General features: G+C 56.5%; 19 protein-coding genes. 6 read left to right on the top strand and 13 right to left on the bottom strand.

The window, feature by feature from the left end:
* The 4 genes from artI (at window position 1) to artJ (ending at window position 3,028) form a co-directional block, all read left to right on the top strand.
* Window positions 1–732: an arginine ABC transporter substrate-binding protein ArtI gene (artI, locus tag EGY08_RS05660; RefSeq protein ID WP_004130868.1), complete on the top strand. Its 732-nt coding sequence runs from the start codon at window positions 1–3 to the stop codon at window positions 730–732.
* Between the two features lie 6 nt (window positions 733–738).
* Window positions 739–1,455, top strand: coding sequence for an arginine ABC transporter permease ArtQ (artQ, locus tag EGY08_RS05665; protein ID WP_049087317.1), 717 nt, complete (start codon window positions 739–741; stop codon window positions 1,453–1,455).
* Window positions 1,455–2,123 (top strand): arginine ABC transporter permease ArtM, encoded by a 669-nt coding sequence (gene artM / locus EGY08_RS05670; RefSeq protein ID WP_004130864.1) that lies wholly within the window; start codon window positions 1,455–1,457, stop codon window positions 2,121–2,123. Before artQ ends, artM begins: the two co-directional genes overlap by 1 nt.
* Before the next feature lie 173 nt (window positions 2,124–2,296).
* Window positions 2,297–3,028 carry an arginine ABC transporter substrate-binding protein ArtJ gene (gene artJ / locus EGY08_RS05675; protein WP_004130862.1) on the top strand — a complete coding sequence of 244 codons (732 nt, stop codon included), beginning with the start codon at window positions 2,297–2,299 and terminating at the stop codon, window positions 3,026–3,028.
* A gap of 216 nt (window positions 3,029–3,244) precedes the next feature.
* On the opposite strand, the gene EGY08_RS05680 is transcribed toward artJ, so the two are convergent.
* The 12 genes from EGY08_RS05680 to EGY08_RS05735 form a co-directional block, all read right to left on the bottom strand.
* On the bottom strand, window positions 3,245–4,717 hold the full coding sequence (locus EGY08_RS05680; protein ID WP_112165353.1) for a sensor histidine kinase: 1,473 nt from the start codon (window positions 4,715–4,717) through the stop codon (window positions 3,245–3,247).
* On the bottom strand, window positions 4,714–5,430 hold the full coding sequence (locus tag EGY08_RS05685; protein WP_004130858.1) for a response regulator transcription factor: 717 nt from the start codon (window positions 5,428–5,430) through the stop codon (window positions 4,714–4,716). Before EGY08_RS05685 ends, EGY08_RS05680 begins: the two co-directional genes overlap by 4 nt.
* Window positions 5,431–5,508: 78 nt before the next feature.
* Window positions 5,509–6,639: a 23S rRNA (uracil(747)-C(5))-methyltransferase RlmC gene (gene rlmC, locus EGY08_RS05690; protein WP_112165355.1), complete on the bottom strand. Its 1,131-nt coding sequence runs from the start codon at window positions 6,637–6,639 to the stop codon at window positions 5,509–5,511.
* A gap of 42 nt (window positions 6,640–6,681) precedes the next feature.
* A complete protein-coding gene (locus EGY08_RS05695) occupies window positions 6,682–7,170 on the bottom strand; it encodes a YbjO family protein (protein ID WP_004100588.1) in 489 nt (162 codons plus the stop codon).
* A 57-nt stretch (window positions 7,171–7,227) separates the two neighbouring features.
* Entirely contained in the window at window positions 7,228–8,073 is an 846-nt protein-coding gene (potI, locus tag EGY08_RS05700) for a putrescine ABC transporter permease PotI (protein ID WP_004130847.1), read from the bottom strand.
* Window positions 8,070–9,023 carry a putrescine ABC transporter permease PotH gene (gene potH, locus EGY08_RS05705; protein ID WP_004130845.1) on the bottom strand — a complete coding sequence of 318 codons (954 nt, stop codon included), beginning with the start codon at window positions 9,021–9,023 and terminating at the stop codon, window positions 8,070–8,072. Before potH ends, potI begins: the two co-directional genes overlap by 4 nt.
* 10 nt (window positions 9,024–9,033) lie before the next feature.
* A complete protein-coding gene (potG, locus tag EGY08_RS05710) occupies window positions 9,034–10,167 on the bottom strand; it encodes a putrescine ABC transporter ATP-binding subunit PotG (RefSeq protein ID WP_004134592.1) in 1,134 nt (377 codons plus the stop codon).
* Between the two features lie 102 nt (window positions 10,168–10,269).
* Window positions 10,270–11,382, bottom strand: a complete 1,113-nt coding sequence (gene potF / locus EGY08_RS05715; protein ID WP_004130840.1) for a spermidine/putrescine ABC transporter substrate-binding protein PotF — start codon at window positions 11,380–11,382, stop codon at window positions 10,270–10,272.
* Between the two features lie 348 nt (window positions 11,383–11,730).
* On the bottom strand, window positions 11,731–12,210 hold the full coding sequence (locus EGY08_RS05720; RefSeq protein ID WP_004130838.1) for a YbjN domain-containing protein: 480 nt from the start codon (window positions 12,208–12,210) through the stop codon (window positions 11,731–11,733).
* An 89-nt stretch (window positions 12,211–12,299) separates the two neighbouring features.
* A complete protein-coding gene (rimK, locus tag EGY08_RS05725) occupies window positions 12,300–13,202 on the bottom strand; it encodes a 30S ribosomal protein S6--L-glutamate ligase (RefSeq protein WP_004130837.1) in 903 nt (300 codons plus the stop codon).
* 103 nt (window positions 13,203–13,305) lie between these two features.
* On the bottom strand, window positions 13,306–14,028 hold the full coding sequence (gene nfsA / locus EGY08_RS05730) for a nitroreductase NfsA (protein WP_004130836.1): 723 nt from the start codon (window positions 14,026–14,028) through the stop codon (window positions 13,306–13,308).
* A complete protein-coding gene (locus EGY08_RS05735; protein WP_004130834.1) occupies window positions 14,012–14,302 on the bottom strand; it encodes a YbjC family protein in 291 nt (96 codons plus the stop codon). The genes nfsA and EGY08_RS05735 overlap by 17 nt, the downstream gene beginning before the upstream one ends.
* 204 nt (window positions 14,303–14,506) lie before the next feature.
* Here EGY08_RS05735 and EGY08_RS05740 point away from each other — a divergent pair, with 204 nt between their 5' ends.
* On the top strand, window positions 14,507–14,770 hold the full coding sequence (locus EGY08_RS05740; RefSeq protein WP_004100567.1) for a GrxA family glutaredoxin: 264 nt from the start codon (window positions 14,507–14,509) through the stop codon (window positions 14,768–14,770).
* Window positions 14,771–14,776: 6 nt separating this feature from the next.
* Here EGY08_RS05740 and ybjM read toward each other — a convergent pair whose 3' ends face one another.
* Complete coding sequence (gene ybjM / locus EGY08_RS05745) at window positions 14,777–15,160, bottom strand: inner membrane protein YbjM (RefSeq protein WP_004130832.1); 384 nt, start codon at window positions 15,158–15,160, stop codon at window positions 14,777–14,779.
* A gap of 267 nt (window positions 15,161–15,427) precedes the next feature.
* Between ybjM and EGY08_RS05750 the strand changes: the two genes are divergently transcribed.
* The gene (locus EGY08_RS05750; protein WP_004134610.1) at window positions 15,428–17,113 is read left to right on the top strand and encodes an aspartate:alanine antiporter; all 1,686 of its coding nucleotides are present in this window, start codon (window positions 15,428–15,430) and stop codon (window positions 17,111–17,113) included.
* Window positions 17,114–17,208 lie beyond the last annotated feature (95 nt).

The following is a 17,208-nucleotide window of genomic DNA, read 5'->3' on the forward strand; positions in this document are numbered from 1 at the left end:
ATGAAAAAAGTACTGATTGCCGCTCTTCTTGCGGGCATGAGCCTCTCCGCTACCGCAGCCCAGACCATTCGTTTCGCCACCGAGGCTTCCTACCCTCCGTTTGAATCGATCGATGCCAATAACAAAATTGTCGGCTTTGACGTCGATCTGGCGAATGCCCTGTGTAAAGAAATTGATGCGACCTGCACCTTTACCAACCAGGCCTTCGATAGCCTGATCCCCAGCCTGAAGTTCCGTCGTTTCGATGCGGTCATGGCCGGGATGGACATCACTCCTGAGCGTGAAAAGCAGGTGCTGTTCACCACCCCATACTATGAGAACTCTGCGCTGTTCGTCGGCCAGCAGGGTAAATTCACCAGCATTGATGCCCTGAAGGGTAAAAAAGTCGGCGTGCAGAACGGCACGACTCATCAGAAATTCATCACCGACAAACACCCGGAAATCACTACCGTTCCTTACGACAGCTACCAGAATGCGAAGCTGGACCTGCAGAACGGCCGTATTGACGCGGTATTCGGCGATACCGCCGTAGTGACCGAATGGCTGAAGAGCAATCCGAAGCTGGCCGCGGTGGGCGACAAAGTTACCGATAAAGACTACTTCGGCACCGGTCTCGGCATTGCGCTACGCCAGGGCAATACCGAACTGCAGCAGAAATTTAACGCTGCGCTGGAAAAAGTAAAAAGCGATGGGACTTACCAGTCTATCTATAACAAATGGTTCCAGAAGTAACGCTGAATGAACGAATTTTTTCCATTAGCAAGCGCCGCCGGGATGACCGTCGGCCTTGCCGTTTGCGCCCTGATCATCGGCCTGGTGCTGGCGATGCTGTTTGCCGTCCTCGAGTCGGTGAAGCTGCGCCCGGTCGCCTGGCTCGCAACCGGCATTGTCACCCTTTTACGCGGACTACCGGAAATTCTGGTGGTTCTGTTTATCTATTTTGGTTCCTCACAGCTGCTGCTGACCCTCTCTGACGGCTTTACGATCAATCTCGGCTTTGTGCAGATCCCGGTACAGATGCAGATTGAAAATTTTGACGTCAGCCCGTTCCTCTGCGGAGCTATCGCGCTTTCTCTGCTGTATGCCGCTTACGCATCGCAGACCCTGCGCGGAGCGCTAAAGGCTGTTCCGCAAGGGCAATGGGAATCCGGCCAGGCGCTGGGACTATCGAAAGCCGCTATTTTCTTTCGCTTAGTGATGCCGCAAATGTGGCGTCACGCGCTGCCGGGTCTCGGTAACCAGTGGCTGGTGCTGCTGAAGGATACCGCGCTGGTGAGCCTGATCAGCGTCAACGACCTGATGCTGCAAACCAAAAGCATCGCCACCCGTACCCAGGAGCCGTTTAACTGGTATATCATCGCGGCGGCAATCTATCTGGTCATCACCCTGTTGAGTCAATACATCCTGAAACGTATTGACCAGCGTGCGACGCGCTTCGAACGGAGACCGGGCTGATGCTTGATTACTTACCCGAACTGCTAAAAGGGCTGCATACCAGCCTGACGCTGACGGCGGCCTCTATCGTCGTGGCGCTGATTCTGTCGCTGATCTTTACCATTATCCTGACGCTAAAAACGCCGGTGCTGGTGTGGATCGTGCGCGGCTATATCACGCTGTTTACCGGCACGCCGCTGCTGGTGCAGATCTTCCTGATTTACTACGGCCCGGGACAGTTCCCGTCGCTGCAGGAGTATCCGGTACTTTGGCATCTGATTTCCGAGCCCTGGCTCTGCGCGCTGATCGCTCTTTCTCTCAATAGCGCCGCCTATACCACGCAGCTGTTTCATGGCGCCATTCGCGCCATCCCGGATGGACAGTGGCAATCCTGCGGCGCGCTGGGAATGAGCAAGAAAGATACCCTGGCGATCCTGCTGCCGTACGCCTTTAAACGCGCCCTCTCCTCCTACTCCAACGAAGTGGTGCTGGTGTTCAAGAGTACGTCTCTGGCCTACACCATTACCCTGATGGAAGTGATGGGTCACAGCCAGCTGCTCTATGGGCGTACCTATGATGTGATGGTGTTCGGCGCCGCCGGTATTGTCTACCTGGTGGTCAACGGCCTGCTGACGCTGCTGATGCGCCTGATTGAACATAAAGCGCTGGCGTTTGAGCGACGTAATTAAAATCGCATAAGTAGCCAGACCAAGACGGATAAGTTCACTGAATTATCCGTCTTTTTTTAAATTAATAAAAATAATCATTCATCTTTATTGAATACAAATTCATTTGATGGCATTGTTAGACCCAGCCGCAGACACGGCACAACATCATAAGATTGACCGACGGGAGTTCCACAATGAAAAAGTTAGTTATGGCCGCACTGCTTAGCTCTTTCGCCTTTGGCGCCGCTGCCGCAGAAAAAATCAGCTTTGGCGTTTCCGCAACTTACCCACCGTTTGAATCCATGGACGCCAATAACCAAATCGCCGGTTTCGATATCGACCTGGCGAACGCGCTGTGCAAACAGATGCAAGCCGAGTGTACTTTTACCAACCATGCTTTCGACAGCCTGATCCCGGCGCTCAAATTTAAGAAATATGATGCGGTCATTTCCGGTATGGATATTACCCCTGAGCGCAGCAAGCAGGTGGCGTTTACCGACCCGTACTACGCCAACTCCGCGCTGGTTATCTCGAAGAAAGATGCCTTCCACTCTTTTGACGATCTGAAAGGCAAGCGCATCGGGATGGAAAACGGCACCACGCACCAGAAATACCTCCAGGATAAACATCCTGAGGTGAAAACCGTGGCTTACGATAGCTACCAGAATGCGTTTATCGACCTGAAAAATGGTCGTATTGATGGAGTGTTTGGCGATACCGCCGTGGTCAACGAGTGGCTGAAAACCAACCCGCAGCTGGGCGCGGCGACGCCAAAAGTGACCGACGCGCAGTACTTCGGCACCGGCCTCGGCATTGCGGTACGCCCGGATAACAAAGCGCTGCTGGAAAAACTGAACGCCGCGCTGAAGGCGATTAAAGCCGACGGCACTTACGACAAAATCAGCAAGCAGTGGTTCCCGGAGTAAGCATTTCCCGAAGGCGGCGCTTCACGCGCCTGTCCGGGCTACCGGCCTACAGACAGCCGTGGTCCCGTAGCCCGGTCAAGGCAGCGCGGCCCGGGAAGCAGCCGCACCGAAGCATCACTCCCAGTGCATTCCCCGGGTTGCGGCGTAAACGCCCTACCCGGGCTACCGGTTAGCGGACGGCGGTAAACCGGTATCCCAATCGGCCAATCCGCAACCTTACACCGGCAGGGTAAACTGGAAACAGGCCCCTACCGGCGCATCAAGCAGGCGAATATCGCCGCCGTGGAGCTGCAGCATCCGTCGCACAATCATCAACCCCAATCCTCCTCGTGATGCGCTTTGCGCGCCAGGCTCCAGCACCGAAGGCCTTTCGAACAGCGTTGCCCGCAGCTCACTGCCGATGCCCGGCCCGCTATCGGCCACCTCAACGATAAACTCCGGTCCTGAGCGACGCGCCGCCAGGCGGATAAGCCCGCCTTCCGGCGTATGGCGAATGGCGTTATCGAGCAGATTAGTCAGCACCCGCTCAATCATCGAGAGATCCGCGGTTATCGGCGGTAGCCCGGTGGCCAGCTCCAGCCGTAGACCGATATTGCGCGTCGCGATTGGCAGGTCGAATTTTTGCGCCACATCCTGCACCAGCTCGGCCAGTACGAAGGTTTCCGGCTGCAGCTTAATCCCGCCGTGCTCCAGGCGAGCCAGCTCAAAAAGCTGCTGAGACAGATGGCGGACTTTGTTGCCCTGACGTAGGGCGATATTCAGATACTGCTTATTCTCCTCCATTGTCAGGCGATCGGCCTTCAGGCTTAACGTTTCCAGATATCCCAGCAAAGAGGTAAGCGGCGTGCGTAAATCGTGGGAGATATTGGCGACAAATTCCCGCCGCTGACGATCGCTGTCAGCCAGACGATCCCACTGCCCGGCAATCTGGCGGGCCAGTTCAATAAAGCGATTATGCAGCACAGCCACTTCATTTCCGGGGTTCGCCTCCGGGGTTTGCGCCGCCAGCGCCTTGATCGCATGAATACTGTCCTGGCTGTCGGTTGCCACCAGCGCGGTGAGCTGACGCACCGGGCGCGTTACCCAGAACCAGGCAAGCCAGCCCGCCAGCCCACCGAGAACGGCCACCAGCAGCAGAGTCCACAGCAGCAGGCTCCACAAGGTTTTCTGCCAGGCGCTCGCCGCCAGTTCATTAAAGGTTTCACCCTGCAGGATAATGTAGAGATAGCCGCGCAGCTGGCCGTCCTGGCGCAGCGGCGCGACGCTAAACACCTTTTGCTTATCAAGGCTGCGCGGATCGTCGCCGTACACCGGCCAGGCGCCGCCGGACAGGAACGTTTGCACCGGCGCCAGATCGATGCGCTGACGCTTAATATGCCCCGGCGGCGCGGCGTCGGCCAGCAGCTCGCCGTCGGGCGAAAGCAGATACAGCTCCACGCTGGGATTAAAGGTCATCAGCCGGTCAAAAAGCGGCTTCAGCATCCGGCGATCAACCTGCCCCTGAGCGTCCAGCAGCGGCTCGCGGGCGGCGATCTGCTGCGCCAGCCCGGCGGAGAGACGCTGGACCATGACATTGCCGTACTGCGCGCTGCTGTACAGCTGGATCAGACAAACGGCTATGGCACAGAGCAGCAGCAGTGAGGTAAACACCAGCGCCAGGCGCTGGCTGAGGCTGAGACGACGGATCATGGCTGCGCCTCTTTGCTCTCCACGGCAAATTTATAGCCTTTTCCCCAGACGGTCAGAATGATGTCCGGCTCCGCCGGGTCGCGCTCAATTTTGGTACGCAGGCGGTTGATATGGGTATTGACCGTATGCTCATAGCCGTCGTGCTGATAGCCCCACACCCGATCGAGCAGCTCAAGACGGGAAAAGACCTCCCCCGGATGGCGGGCAAAGTAGTAGAGCAGATCGAACTCACGCGGGGTCAGATCCACCGTCTCGCCGCGCAGCTTAACCTCGCGCGACAAGGGGTCAATGCTTAAACCATGGCTAACGATACGACCGACATCCATCAGCAGATTCTGCCCCATCGCCTCCTGACGACGGAACACCGCTTTAACCCGGGCGGTCAGTTCGAGAATCGAAAACGGTTTGGCCAGGTAATCATCCGCTCCCATCTCCAGCCCCTGTACCCGCTGGGTTTCGCTGGCGCGAGCGCTGATAATAATCACCGGCAGATAGCGGGTTTGCTGACGAATGCGGCGACAAATTTCCAGACCGTCGACGCCCGGTAGCATCAGGTCGAGGATCACCGCATCCCAAAGCTCTTTTTCCAGCAGGCGCAGGGCCTGCGCCCCGTCTGCCACGTGGACTATCTGATAGCCCTCATCCAGCAGATTCAGGCGCAGCAGCGCGGCGATATCTTCATCATCTTCAACCAACAGGATTTTTTTTGCCACCGGCAGCACTCCGCTATTCTTACGTTCTGATTAGCCAAGCTTACCCGATCTTCAGCACCTGAAGAGTTCACATTTTGTTTATACTTCGCGAACCAGCAGGGTCAGCACCTCATAATGGGCGGTGTGGGGGAACATATCGAACAGCTGGACGCGCTCAATACGATAACCGCTCAAGCGAGCAATATCTTTCGCCATCGTCCGGGCGCTGCAGCTGGAATAGATAATAAACTCCGGCGCCATACGGCTTAAATACGCGCATAGCTCGTCGCCGATGCCGCGACGCGGCGGATTCACCAGCACCAGATCCGGGATCTCGCCTTCGTCGGTGGCAAACTGCGTGGAATCAAGCGCCTGGAAATGCAGGTTATGCAGGCCGAGCTCTGCCGCCGACTGCTTCGCGCAGGCAATCGCCTCCGGGGCAATTTCAATCCCGGTCAGGCGCATATTCGGTGTGGCGCAGTGCAGACCAAAGCCGCCGACGCCGCAGAACAGATCCCACATATGGTTGACCGGCAGCTGACGCACCCAGTCGCGAGCGGTGGCATACAGACGGCTGGCTACCACAGGGTTGGTCTGAAAGAAGCTTTGCGGGCGGATCCACAGCGGCACGCCGTTGAAATTTTCCGCCAGCGCCTGCTGGTCGGTAAGGAAAATTTCCCGCTCTCCTTCCATGATGGCCATATGTACCGGCTGAATATTGGCGGTAATGACTTTCAACTGCGGCAGCAGCGCCTGCAGCGCCGGCAGCGCGGCGCGCAGCTGGGCAAGCTTGGTCTCCGAACGCAGGACAAAGCGCAGCATCATACCGCCGTCGAGCCGGCTTTCGGTCAGCAGAATGTACTTCAGCTCTCCGCGCCTGCGGGCAACGTTATAGGGCGTGAGCCCAGCGCGGGCGATAAACGGCTTGAGCGCAGCGAAGACGGGTGCGAAGCTTTGCGGATAAAGCGGGCAGTCGGTCAGGTCTTCCGGGGCGCCATCACGGTGCAGCATCCCGAGCAGCGGGCGCTCCACGCTACCGCTGACCACCATTTTCGCTTTGTTGCGAAACCCGCTTTCCGGCCCGCAAACCGGTGCGCACCATTCAGCGACGGGCGCATCGGCGAGAAGCGCGCGCAGATCGGCCATTTTATCGGCGAGCTGTTGGGATACCGGCAGTTCCAGCCACTGGCAGGAGCGGCAGCGGCCCGCGTCATAAAGTGCGCAATGCATAACAAGACCTTCAAAAAAACAGGGGCGGGGATTGTATCACCGTTACTGTAAACGGAAAAAGCGTCGGCACGGGGCCGGCACAAACAGCATCGCCAGCACCAGCAGATCCGGTAGTTTTTGCAGCACCAGGGAGCGAAAGATTTCGCGCTTCGATTCCCCGGCAATACTAAACAGCTCGGGATAACCGTAGCCCAATGACGCGGCCCACAGGTAGCCAATCACGATAATCTGCGTCAACAAGAACAGCCAACGCGCCCAGTTGCGCCCTTTTACCAGCGAAAACGCACACCAGATTTCAATAAACACCAGCACCAGACTTGAGAGAAACACCAGCGTGAGCGCCCACGTCTGCACGCTGCGATGGACAAAATCCGCGATTCCCTGAACGCCAAGCTGATTGAGGATCATCAGCAAATCCAGGCCGCGGATTAAAATAATGGCGAAGGCCGCCACCTGCACCAGCGCAGGAACGTTAAGACGAGCATGAGACGAACGCGTTTTAGTAAACAATCCCAACGTAAAGTCTTCCATGAAAACGGCGCCTCAAGTGCGGCGCCGATGTTAACTCTATTGCAGATTTTAGGTGGTTCAGCCGCTTCTTGCACGCTGGATATCGCGCACCCGCTGCTTTTCCGCGCGGGCCATCAAATACCAGGCGATAAAACCAACAATCCCGACCACGCCGAGGATTAACGTCGCCAGGGCGTTAATCTCTGGGTTGACCCCCATGCGCACGCTGGAGAAGACCAGCATCGGCAGCGTCGTCGCCCCTGGTCCGGAAACAAAGCTGGCTATGACAAGGTCGTCGAGCGACAGCGTAAAGGCCAGCAGCCAGCCGGAGACCACCGCCGGCATAATCATCGGCAGCGTAATGACGAAAAAGACCTTCAGCGGCGCGGCGCCCAGATCCATCGCCGCCTCCTCAATAGAGTGGTCAAGCTCACGCAGGCGCGATGAAATGACCACCGCGACGTACGCGGTACAGAAGGTGACGTGCGCCAGCCAGATGGTCAGCATGCCGCGATCCGACGGCCAGCCAATGGAATGCCCCAGCGCCACAAACAGCAGCAGCAGCGACAGGCCGGTAATCACATCGGGCATCACCAGCGGCGCGGTGATCATAAAAGCAAAGCCGTTTGAACCGCGGAAGCGGCCAAAACGCACCATCACTACCGCGGCAATAGTACCGAGGATCACCGCCGCCGTCGCGGCGCAGGCGGCAATGGTCAGACTTAAGCCTACCGCGCTCATCATCGCATCGTCATGAAACAGCTCGCGATACCAGCGTGTCGACCACCCGGCCCATACCGTCACCAGCTTTGAGCTGTTGAACGAGTAAATCACTAGCATCAGCATCGGCGCATACAAGAAGGTAAAGCCGAGCAGCAGTATTAAAATTCGCCACGGCGAACGGACTACCGGCAAATTATTCATCCGTGTTCCCCCACCTGTTTTTGCTGATGCTTGTGGAACCACATTATCGGCACGATCAGCAGCAACAGCATCACAATCGCCACCGCCGAGGCGACCGGCCAGTCGCGGTTATTGAAGAACTCCTGCCACAGCACGCGGCCAATCATAATGCTGTCCGGGCCGCCCAGCAGTTCCGGGATAACGAATTCCCCGACCGCCGGAATAAACACCAGCATCGACCCGGCAATAATCCCGCCTTTGGTGAGCGGAACGATGACCTGGAAGAAAGTCTTCAGCGGTCGGGCGCCCAAATCCAACGATGCCTCAACCAGCGAGTAATCGATACGCGTGAGAGCGGTATAGATCGGCAGCACCATAAACGGCAGATAGGCGTAGACAATACCGATATAGACCGCCAGGTTGGTGTGCAGGATCTCCAGCGGCTGGTCGATGACCCCCAGCCACAGCAGGAAGTTATTGAGCACGCCGTTGCTTTTCAGCAGCCCCATCCAGGCATAGACGCGGATCAGGAACGAGGTCCATGACGGCAGGATCACCAGCAGCAGCAGGATATTTCGCGTCGATGGCTTACTGTGCGCCACCGCCCACGCCAGCGGATACCCCAACAGCAGGCAGCAGAACGTCGAGATCGCCGCCACCTGAAGCGACTGCAGATAGGCTTCAAAATAGAGCGGATCGTCGGTGAGCTGCAGGAAATTCCCGAGATTCAGCGTCAACGTGAGCTGACCGTCGGCCCACTCCATCAGGTCGGTGTACGGCGGGATCGCCCGCGCCATCTCCGCCAGGCTGATTTTAAAAACAATCAGGAACGGCAGAAGGAACAGCAGGATCAGCCACACGTAGGGCAGCGCAATAACCAGCTTGCGCCCGTGGGCCATCTGCAGTCGCGCCAGCCATAGCGCAAAACCGCCCGGTTTTTTTACGCCTGACGGGGGTTCTAATGTACTCATCGCCCTCTCCTTACACCGTCAACACGACGCAGCTATCGGCATCCCAGCATAAACGCACCTCATCACCCCAGGTTGGCGCCCCTTTACGGTAACGATGTTCGTTCTGCAGCTGAGCGCTCAGCATCTGCCCGCTTTTCAGGCGCACATGGTAGATAGACAGGTCGCCGAGATAGGCTATATAGATAACCTCGCCCACCGCGAAGTTATAGCCATCCGCGGGCGGGTCCTCGCAGAGCATGATTTTTTCCGGGCGCAGGGCCACCCACACCGGGACGTTATCAACGACGGAGGCATCGGGATCGACCTTCAGCGGATGGGTCAGGCCCGGGGAGTCCAGCACCAGGCCATCTTCCTGCCGCTCTTTCACCAGCCCTTCAAAGACGTTGACCGAGCCGATAAACTCCGCGCTGTAGCGGGTGGTCGGGTGTTCGTAGATTTCCTCCGGCTCGCCGATTTGCACGAACTTACCGCGGTTCATAATGGCGATACGCCCCGCCATGGTCATCGCTTCTTCCTGATCGTGGGTCACCATCACGCAGGTGACGCCGACGCGCTCAAGAATATCGACGACTTCCAGCTGCATCCGATCGCGCAGCTTTTTATCCAGCGCCCCCATCGGCTCATCAAGCAGCAGCAGTTTCGGTCTTTTCGCCAGACTGCGGGCCAGAGCCACGCGCTGACGCTGGCCGCCGGAGAGCTGATGCGGTTTACGTTTTGCAAACTCCTGCATATGCACCAGCGCCAGCATCTCCTGCACCCGGCTGGTGATTTCGGCCTTGGGCAATTTATCCTGCTTGAGGCCAAAGGCGATATTCTGCTCAACCGTCATATGGGGAAACAGCGCGTAGGACTGGAACATCATATTAATCGGCCGCTGATACGGCGGCACCCGCGCCAGATCGACGCCATCCAGGACAATCTGTCCGGCGGTGGGCTGTTCAAAACCTGCCAGCATGCGCAGCAGGGTTGACTTGCCGCAGCCGGATGCGCCCAGCAGAGCGAAAATTTCGCCTTTATAAATAGTGAGATTGACGTCGTCGACGGCGTGCTGACCGTCAAACGATTTGGTTAAATTACGGATTTCCAGTAGCGGGGTCAGCGCTTTAGGGGTTTTCGCCTGCGGGCGAGGAATCACATCATTCACGGGGTGTTCTCCGGCAGAAATCAAATCATGGTGCAGGCGCACCATCGCGGTGCGCCTGTTGCCGACAGCACGAGGCATCGTCGGCCTACAACTCACGGAGAATTACTTACCGCTTTTCACCTTCGTCCATGCGCGAGTACGCACGCGGTCAATTTTCGGATCCTGGACTTTCAGCGTGAACAGCTTGGCGAAGACGTCAGCCGGCGGGTAAATAGCCGGGTTATTGCGGATCTCTTCGCTGACCAGCGGGAGAGAGGCTTTATTGCCGTTAGCGTAATAGACATGATCGCTGATGTGGGCGATAACATCCGGGCGCATCAGATAGTTGAGGAACTGATAAGCCTCATCTTTGTTTTTCGCATCGGCTGGCATCGCGAAGACGTCAAAGAACGCCAGCGCCCCCTCTTTCGGAATAAAGTAGGAAACATTAACGCCATTCTTCGCTTCTTTCGCCCGGTTAGCCGCCTGCCATACGTCGCCCGCCCAGCCGATAGCGACGCAGATATCGCCATTCGCCAGGTCATTGATGTACTGTGAGGAGTGGAAATAGCGAATATTCGGCCGCAGCTTCAGCAGCAGGTCGGTGGCCGGGCCGGTGTAATCGTCGGCTTTGCTGCTGTTAGGATCTTTGCCGAGGTAGTTCAGCACGGTAGCGAAAATCTCTTCCGGAGCATCCAGGAAAGAGACACCGCAGCTTTTCAGTTTCTCCAGGTTTTCCGGCTTCATCACCAGATCCCAGCTGTCCAGCGGCGCATCTTTGCCCAGCACCGCTTTCACTTTATCGATGTTATAGCCAATACCGGTGGTCGCCCACAGGTACGGGACCGCGTATTTATTGTCCGGGTCGTGCTTCGCTACCAGCTTCAGCACTTCCGGATCGAGATTTTTCCAGTTGGGAAGTTTGCTCTTATCCAGCGGCTGGAAAACCCCTGCCGCCAGCTGGCGCTCAAGGAAGCTCGCCGACGGCACCACAAGATCAAAACCGGTGCTGCCCGCCATGAGCTTACCTTCCAGCACTTCGTTGGAGTCAAAGACGTCATACACCACTTTAATGCCGGTCTCTTTTTCAAAATTCGCCACCGTATCCGGCGCAATATAATCAGACCAGTTATAAACATGCAGGGTTTTTTGTTCGGCTGCGAGCGAACCGGCAGAAACGGCCATCAGCGCACCCGTAACCAGACCTGTTAACCATTTTTTACCAAAGGCGGTCATATCTCTTATTCCTTCTCAATGCCCGTTAACAAGCGGGCTGAATATACGCACTTGTTCGCATGCAATAATCATGCATATTTTTTCATTGCCTAAGAAAAGGAGAGAGGACCTCTCCCGGAATGGTTGCCCGCAACTGGAAGCAGCGTCAGAATAACTGTAGCCAGAATAAGAGGCTATAGCCCAGGTAAAAAAACGGCTTTTATCAATTTTTTATGCAATAAGGGTCTATGTGATAAGCCGAAAGCGGCAGAATGGCGGTGAAAAATTCTTTGCAGGAAGGTTAATAGCAGAATAAAAGCACGTAATACGCAGCCGCCATGGCAGTGGCTGCGCTATTTTTCGACAGGCTTAGTGAAGAAAATGGTACTGAATATTCTCAGCCGCCGGCTCTTCTTCCTCGGACTTATACAGCACCTGATTGGCGCTGGCCTCAAGGATAACCATAGAAATCTGTTCTTCGCTCTGGCGGAAAAACCACGCGAACTGGTCGAGGGTCACGCCGACGCCGACGGTCAACGCCTGACACACCACCAGTTTCGGCAGATTATCGTCCTGAATATCGAGGAAAGCTTTGACCGTCAACGAACTGGCGTTAATCGCAGAAAGATCGGCGGAAAGCGGCAACAGCGCGGAGGGTTTCACCTCAGCCAGCGCAGAGAAAAGCACCACGTTATCCACCAGGTCAAGTTTGGCATCAAAAATGCCTTCGAAATTTTGCATATGCGGCAGGTGCAGTGCCTGGCAGGAATCACACTCAAAAAAGCTGATGCCCAATTCGTCGAGCCATTGACGTAATGTATCAAGACCCGGAACGACCAGTGAATCCATATGACCTGTGACCTCTTACTGTGAAAAATGCGACGCCATAGCTTACGCAAAAAAAGCGTCCTGTTCCATGACGGTGTCGTGAAAGGGAATTATCCGCCCATTTTCAGACAAAATCCGGGCGTGGCTTGCCGTTCGATCCAGGCGATCATTTTGCTAGCGATATCGACGCCGGTAGTGGTTTCAATCCCTTCCAGGCCAGGAGAAGCATTGACCTCCATCACCAGAGGACCGCGCGCGGCGCGCAGAATATCAACGCCAGCGACGTCCAGCCCGAGCGTCTGCGCGGCCTTGATGGCCATTTCACGCTCCTGCTCGCTGATAAACGCCACCGACGCTACGCCGCCGCGATGCAGGTTAGAGCGAAAATCTCCCTCCTTCGCCCGCCGCTCAATCGCCGCCACGACCTCATTGCCCACCACGAGGCAGCGCACGTCCCGGCCTTTCGCCTCGGCGATATACTCCTGCACCAGAATATGCGCATTCAGACCGCGAAAAGCATCAATGACGCTCTCTGCCGCCTGCCGCGTTTCGGCCAGTACGACGCCGATGCCCTGAGTGCCCTCCACCAGCTTTACCACCAGCGGCGCGCCGCCAACCATCGCGATCAGGTCGCTGGTATCGTCTGGCGAATGGGCAATCCCGGTGAGCGGCAGGTCGATTCCCTGACGCGCCAGTAGCTGGAGCGAACGCAGCTTGTCGCGGGCGCGGGTGATAGCGACGGACTCATTGAGCGGATAGCTGCCCAGCAGTTCAAACTGACGCAGCGCCGCGGTGCCGTAGTAGGTAATCGCCGTGCCGATGCGCGGGATGACGGCGTCAAAATGCGGGAGCTGGCGGCCTTTGTAGTGAATCGATGAGGCCACCGGACTGACGTTCATATAGCAGGACAGCGGATCGAGGATTTCCACCTGATGTCCGCGTTTTTGCGCGGCTTCACGCAGGCGTCGACATGAATAAAGCGTTCCATCCCGGGATAATATGGCAATTTTCACCCTGCACCTCTGCGAAAAGACCCGCTCCGGCGGGCCTTTGTTAGTCAATGAGCGCTGACCTGCGGAATTTCCTTACGTCAGACCGGGGGCAGTTTACACGCAATCAGCGCGTAGCCCATCCCTGCTTATGCAGATATTCCAGAATAAATGGACGGCTCTCTTTGACGATAGTCCTGCGGATATGGTCGCTCCAGGTATCACGACGCGTGTTGCTGCCGCGCGAGAGATAATACTGCGCTATCTGCTCGTCATATTCCGCAAGGACCGTCTCATCCAGCGGCTGATAGTGATTTTCATGCACCAGCATCGCCGACGGCATGCGCGGTTTCACTTCCGGATTATCGTCCGGCCAGCCAAGGCACAGGCCAAACAGTGGCAGTACGTGCTGCGGGAGCTTAAGCAGTTCGGTCACCGCATCGATATTGTTGCGCAGGCCGCCGATATAGACACCGCCCAGCCCAAGGGATTCCGCCGCCACCAGCGCATTCTGCGCCAGAAGAGCGGTATCGACGCAGCCCAGCAGCAGTTGCTCGGCGAGGCCCAGTTGAGCGTCCGGGCAGATTTGCAGATTGCGGTTAAAATCAGCGCAGAATACCCAAAACTCCGCGGCCTGCGCCACGTGCTGCTGGCCGCCGCTCAGCGGGACCAGCTGTTGACGTATTTCCGGGTCGGTAACGCGAATAATTGAGGAACATTGTAAAAAACTGGAGCTGGAAGCGCCCTGCGCGCTGGCAATAATCGCAGCGCGCTGTTCGTCGCTTATCGGCGCGTCGGTAAAATGGCGAATAGAACGGTGGCTACGCAGCAGCTCAATGGTCGGCGTCATCTCGTTTTTCTCTGTCAGGCAATGAGGAAGGTGGGGTTTTCGTGTGCGTCAACTGCGGGGCAATGACTTGCGCCACGCGCCAGATTAACGCCACGGCGGCCGGGAGCATCAGCAGGATCCCCGCGAAGATCATCAGCAGCGCCGCCGTCGGGCTGGAAAACGGCGCGGGCAGGCTGACGTACTGGTTGAGCGAGAGCCAGGCCAGGGTCAACAGCACCATGCCGATAATCTCAACTACCAGAATGCTTGTGGGTAATGCAGCGGGCGATCGCATAACGCTCCTCCGGTCCAAATCATGCACGCTCCCGGGCAAAAACCAGTCGCGTATCAGGCCAGTATAGCGGTTTCATCAGCAGAGTATTTAACAAACATAGCCTTAAGCCATCGAAGCAAAAGGCAGAACCTTCTTTCCCTCGTCGACATAACGCGGCATGATACCCGCCATTCGCCATCCGGCTGAGGTTTAAGGAGAGAGACTATGTTTACGGTAATTTTTGGTCGTCCAGGCTGCCCCTATTGCGTTCGCGCCAAAGAGCTGGCGGAAAAACTGAGCAATGAGCGCGATGATTTTAACTATCGCTACATTGATATTCACGCAGAAGGTATCAGCAAAGCCGATCTGGAAAAAACCGTGGGTAAACCGGTAGAAACCGTACCGCAGATTTTTGTCGATCAGAAGCACATTGGCGGCTGCACTGACTTTGAAGCCTGGGCGAAAGAGAATCTCGGCCTGTTCGCCTAAGACAGCTCACTCCTCTGACGAGTGTTTGCGTCTGGTATCAAGCCAGGCGCAAATGAACAAAAAGCACAGCGCGCCCAGCGCGCACCAGAATACCGCGCTAAATAACCACGCCAGTTCCTGCCAGAAAGAACGCTGGGTCACAAAGAAAAGCCGCATGACCACCAGACAGACGGGCGCAGCCAGCATCGCGCCGATAAGCGGACGAATGACCCGCTGTCCGGGAGAAAGGCAGCTTGCCGCCGCACCGGGTAGCAAAAAGAACAGCAGCCCGAGCTCAGGGTTACCGGTAGCCCGAAAGGCGCCTTTCATATGTAACAGTAGTGACAAACAAACCACAATAAATAGAAAGAACCCACAGATAATACCGGCCCAAGCACGCTCAGATTTCACGACATCCTCCTGATTTTGCCTCTAACCAACTTCCACTTCGCCCAGTCAGATAAAGATTCTGGCAATCCATGCCAATAAAAGATCCCGTCAATGTAAAAACGATTGTTACTAGCCGCAGCCTCCAGGAAGGATTAAACTGTCGACTATATTTTGCTGGTTATAACGGGATGCCAGAATAGCGTTCGGGACAACGCGAACACTGGACCAACCTTAGACCAAATAACCATTTCCTTCAACAACTTACTAGTAAATGAGAAGTTGGCTTTCGTGAATATAAACGTCGCAGATTTGTTAAACGGGAATTACATCCTGTTATTGTTCGTTGTACTAGCATTAGGACTCTGCCTCGGGAAACTGCGTCTCGGGTCGGTACAACTTGGTAATTCCATTGGCGTTTTAGTCGTTTCCCTATTATTAGGGCAGCAGCATTTCAGTATTAACACTGACGCCCTCAATCTCGGCTTTATGTTGTTTATTTTCTGCGTCGGCGTGGAGGCGGGACCTAACTTTTTTTCTATTTTTTTTCGCGATGGGAAAAATTACCTGATGCTCGCGCTGGTGATGGTCGGCAGCGCGATGCTGATCGCCATGGGGCTGGGTAAGCTATTCGGCTGGGATATCGGCCTGACGGCAGGGATGCTCGCCGGCGCCATGACCTCTACCCCCGTGCTGGTTGGCGCCGGAGATACGCTACGCCACTTCGGTCTGCCCAGCGACCAGTTAGCCCTTTCGCTCGATCATCTGAGTCTTGGCTATGCCCTGACCTATCTGGTTGGCCTGGTCAGCCTGATCGTCGGTGCCCGTTATATGCCGAAGCTGCAGCATCAGGATTTGCAGACCAGCGCCCAGCAAATCGCCCGCGAGCGCGGCCTCGATACCGACTCCCGGCGTAAGGTGTACCTGCCGGTGATCCGCGCCTACCGCGTCGGCCCGGAGCTGGTGGCATGGGCTGATGGCAAAAACCTGCGCGAGCTAGGCATTTACCGCCAGACCGGCTGCTACATTGAACGCATCCGCCGCAACGGCATTCTGGCGAATCCGGACGGCGATGCGGTGCTGCAGATGGGCGACGATATCGCGCTGGTGGGCTATCCAGATGCCCACGCCCGCCTCGACCCAAGCTTCCGTAACGGCAAAGAAGTCTTCGACCGCGATCTGCTCGATATGCGCATCGTCACCGAAGAGATCGTGGTCAAAAACCACAACGCCGTCGGCCGCCGCCTGGCGCAGCTAAAGCTTACCGATCACGGTTGCTTCTTAAACCGCGTTATCCGCAGCCAGATCGAAATGCCGATCGACGACAACGTCGTGCTCAACAAAGGCGATGTGCTGCAGGTTAGCGGCGACGCGCGTCGCGTCAAAACCGTCGCGGATCGGATCGGCTTTATCTCCATCCACAGCCAGGTAACCGATCTGCTCGCCTTCTGCGCCTTCTTTATCGTTGGCCTGATGATCGGCATGATCACCTTCCAGTTCAGCTCGTTCAGCTTCGGCATCGGTAACGCCGCCGGTCTGCTATTTGCCGGCATCATGCTCGGCTTCCTGCGCGCCAACCATCCGACGTTCGGCTATATCCCGCAGGGGGCGCTGAATATGGTGAAAGAGTTCGGCCTGATGGTATTTATGGCCGGCGTGGGGCTCAGCGCCGGCGCCGGCATTAATAACGGCCTCGGCGCCGTCGGCGGTCAGATGCTGGCGGCAGGCCTTATCGTCAGCCTGGTGCCGGTGGTTATCTGTTTCCTGTTCGGCGCGTACGTCCTGCGCATGAACCGCGCGATGCTCTTCGGCGCCATGATGGGCGCCCGCACCTGCGCGCCGGCGATGGAAATCATCAGCGATACCGCGCGCAGCAATATTCCGGCGCTGGGATACGCGGGGACCTACGCCATCGCTAACGTGTTGTTAACCCTGGCGGGTACGCTGATTGTCATCATCTGGCCGGGGCTACAGTAAACTTTTCAGAAAAAAAACGCGTATACGCAGAACTTTTTTTGCTGGCATCAGTCATAAGTAGTGCCACTGCTTTTCTTTGATGTCCCCATTTTGTG

The sequence above is a fragment of the Klebsiella sp. FDAARGOS_511 genome, assembly GCF_003812845.1.
Classification (GTDB): Bacteria; Pseudomonadota; Gammaproteobacteria; order Enterobacterales; family Enterobacteriaceae; genus Klebsiella; species Klebsiella grimontii.

Coding starts and splice junctions, on each gene's coding strand:
- artI (WP_004130868.1), top strand. CDS start 1: ATGAAAAAAGTACTGATTGCCGCTCTTCTTGCGGGCATGAGCCTCTCC.
- artQ (WP_049087317.1), top strand. CDS start 739: ATGAACGAATTTTTTCCATTAGCAAGCGCCGCCGGGATGACCGTCGGC.
- artM (WP_004130864.1), top strand. CDS start 1,455: ATGCTTGATTACTTACCCGAACTGCTAAAAGGGCTGCATACCAGCCTG.
- artJ (WP_004130862.1), top strand. CDS start 2,297: ATGAAAAAGTTAGTTATGGCCGCACTGCTTAGCTCTTTCGCCTTTGGC.
- EGY08_RS05680 (WP_112165353.1), bottom strand. CDS start 4,717: ATGATCCGTCGTCTCAGCCTCAGCCAGCGCCTGGCGCTGGTGTTTACC.
- rlmC (WP_112165355.1), bottom strand. CDS start 6,639: ATGCATTGCGCACTTTATGACGCGGGCCGCTGCCGCTCCTGCCAGTGG.
- EGY08_RS05695 (WP_004100588.1), bottom strand. CDS start 7,170: ATGGAAGACTTTACGTTGGGATTGTTTACTAAAACGCGTTCGTCTCAT.
- potI (WP_004130847.1), bottom strand. CDS start 8,073: ATGAATAATTTGCCGGTAGTCCGTTCGCCGTGGCGAATTTTAATACTG.
- potH (WP_004130845.1), bottom strand. CDS start 9,023: ATGAGTACATTAGAACCCCCGTCAGGCGTAAAAAAACCGGGCGGTTTT.
- potF (WP_004130840.1), bottom strand. CDS start 11,382: ATGACCGCCTTTGGTAAAAAATGGTTAACAGGTCTGGTTACGGGTGCG.
- EGY08_RS05720 (WP_004130838.1), bottom strand. CDS start 12,210: ATGGATTCACTGGTCGTTCCGGGTCTTGATACATTACGTCAATGGCTC.
- nfsA (WP_004130836.1), bottom strand. CDS start 14,028: ATGACGCCGACCATTGAGCTGCTGCGTAGCCACCGTTCTATTCGCCAT.
- EGY08_RS05735 (WP_004130834.1), bottom strand. CDS start 14,302: ATGCGATCGCCCGCTGCATTACCCACAAGCATTCTGGTAGTTGAGATT.
- EGY08_RS05740 (WP_004100567.1), top strand. CDS start 14,507: ATGTTTACGGTAATTTTTGGTCGTCCAGGCTGCCCCTATTGCGTTCGC.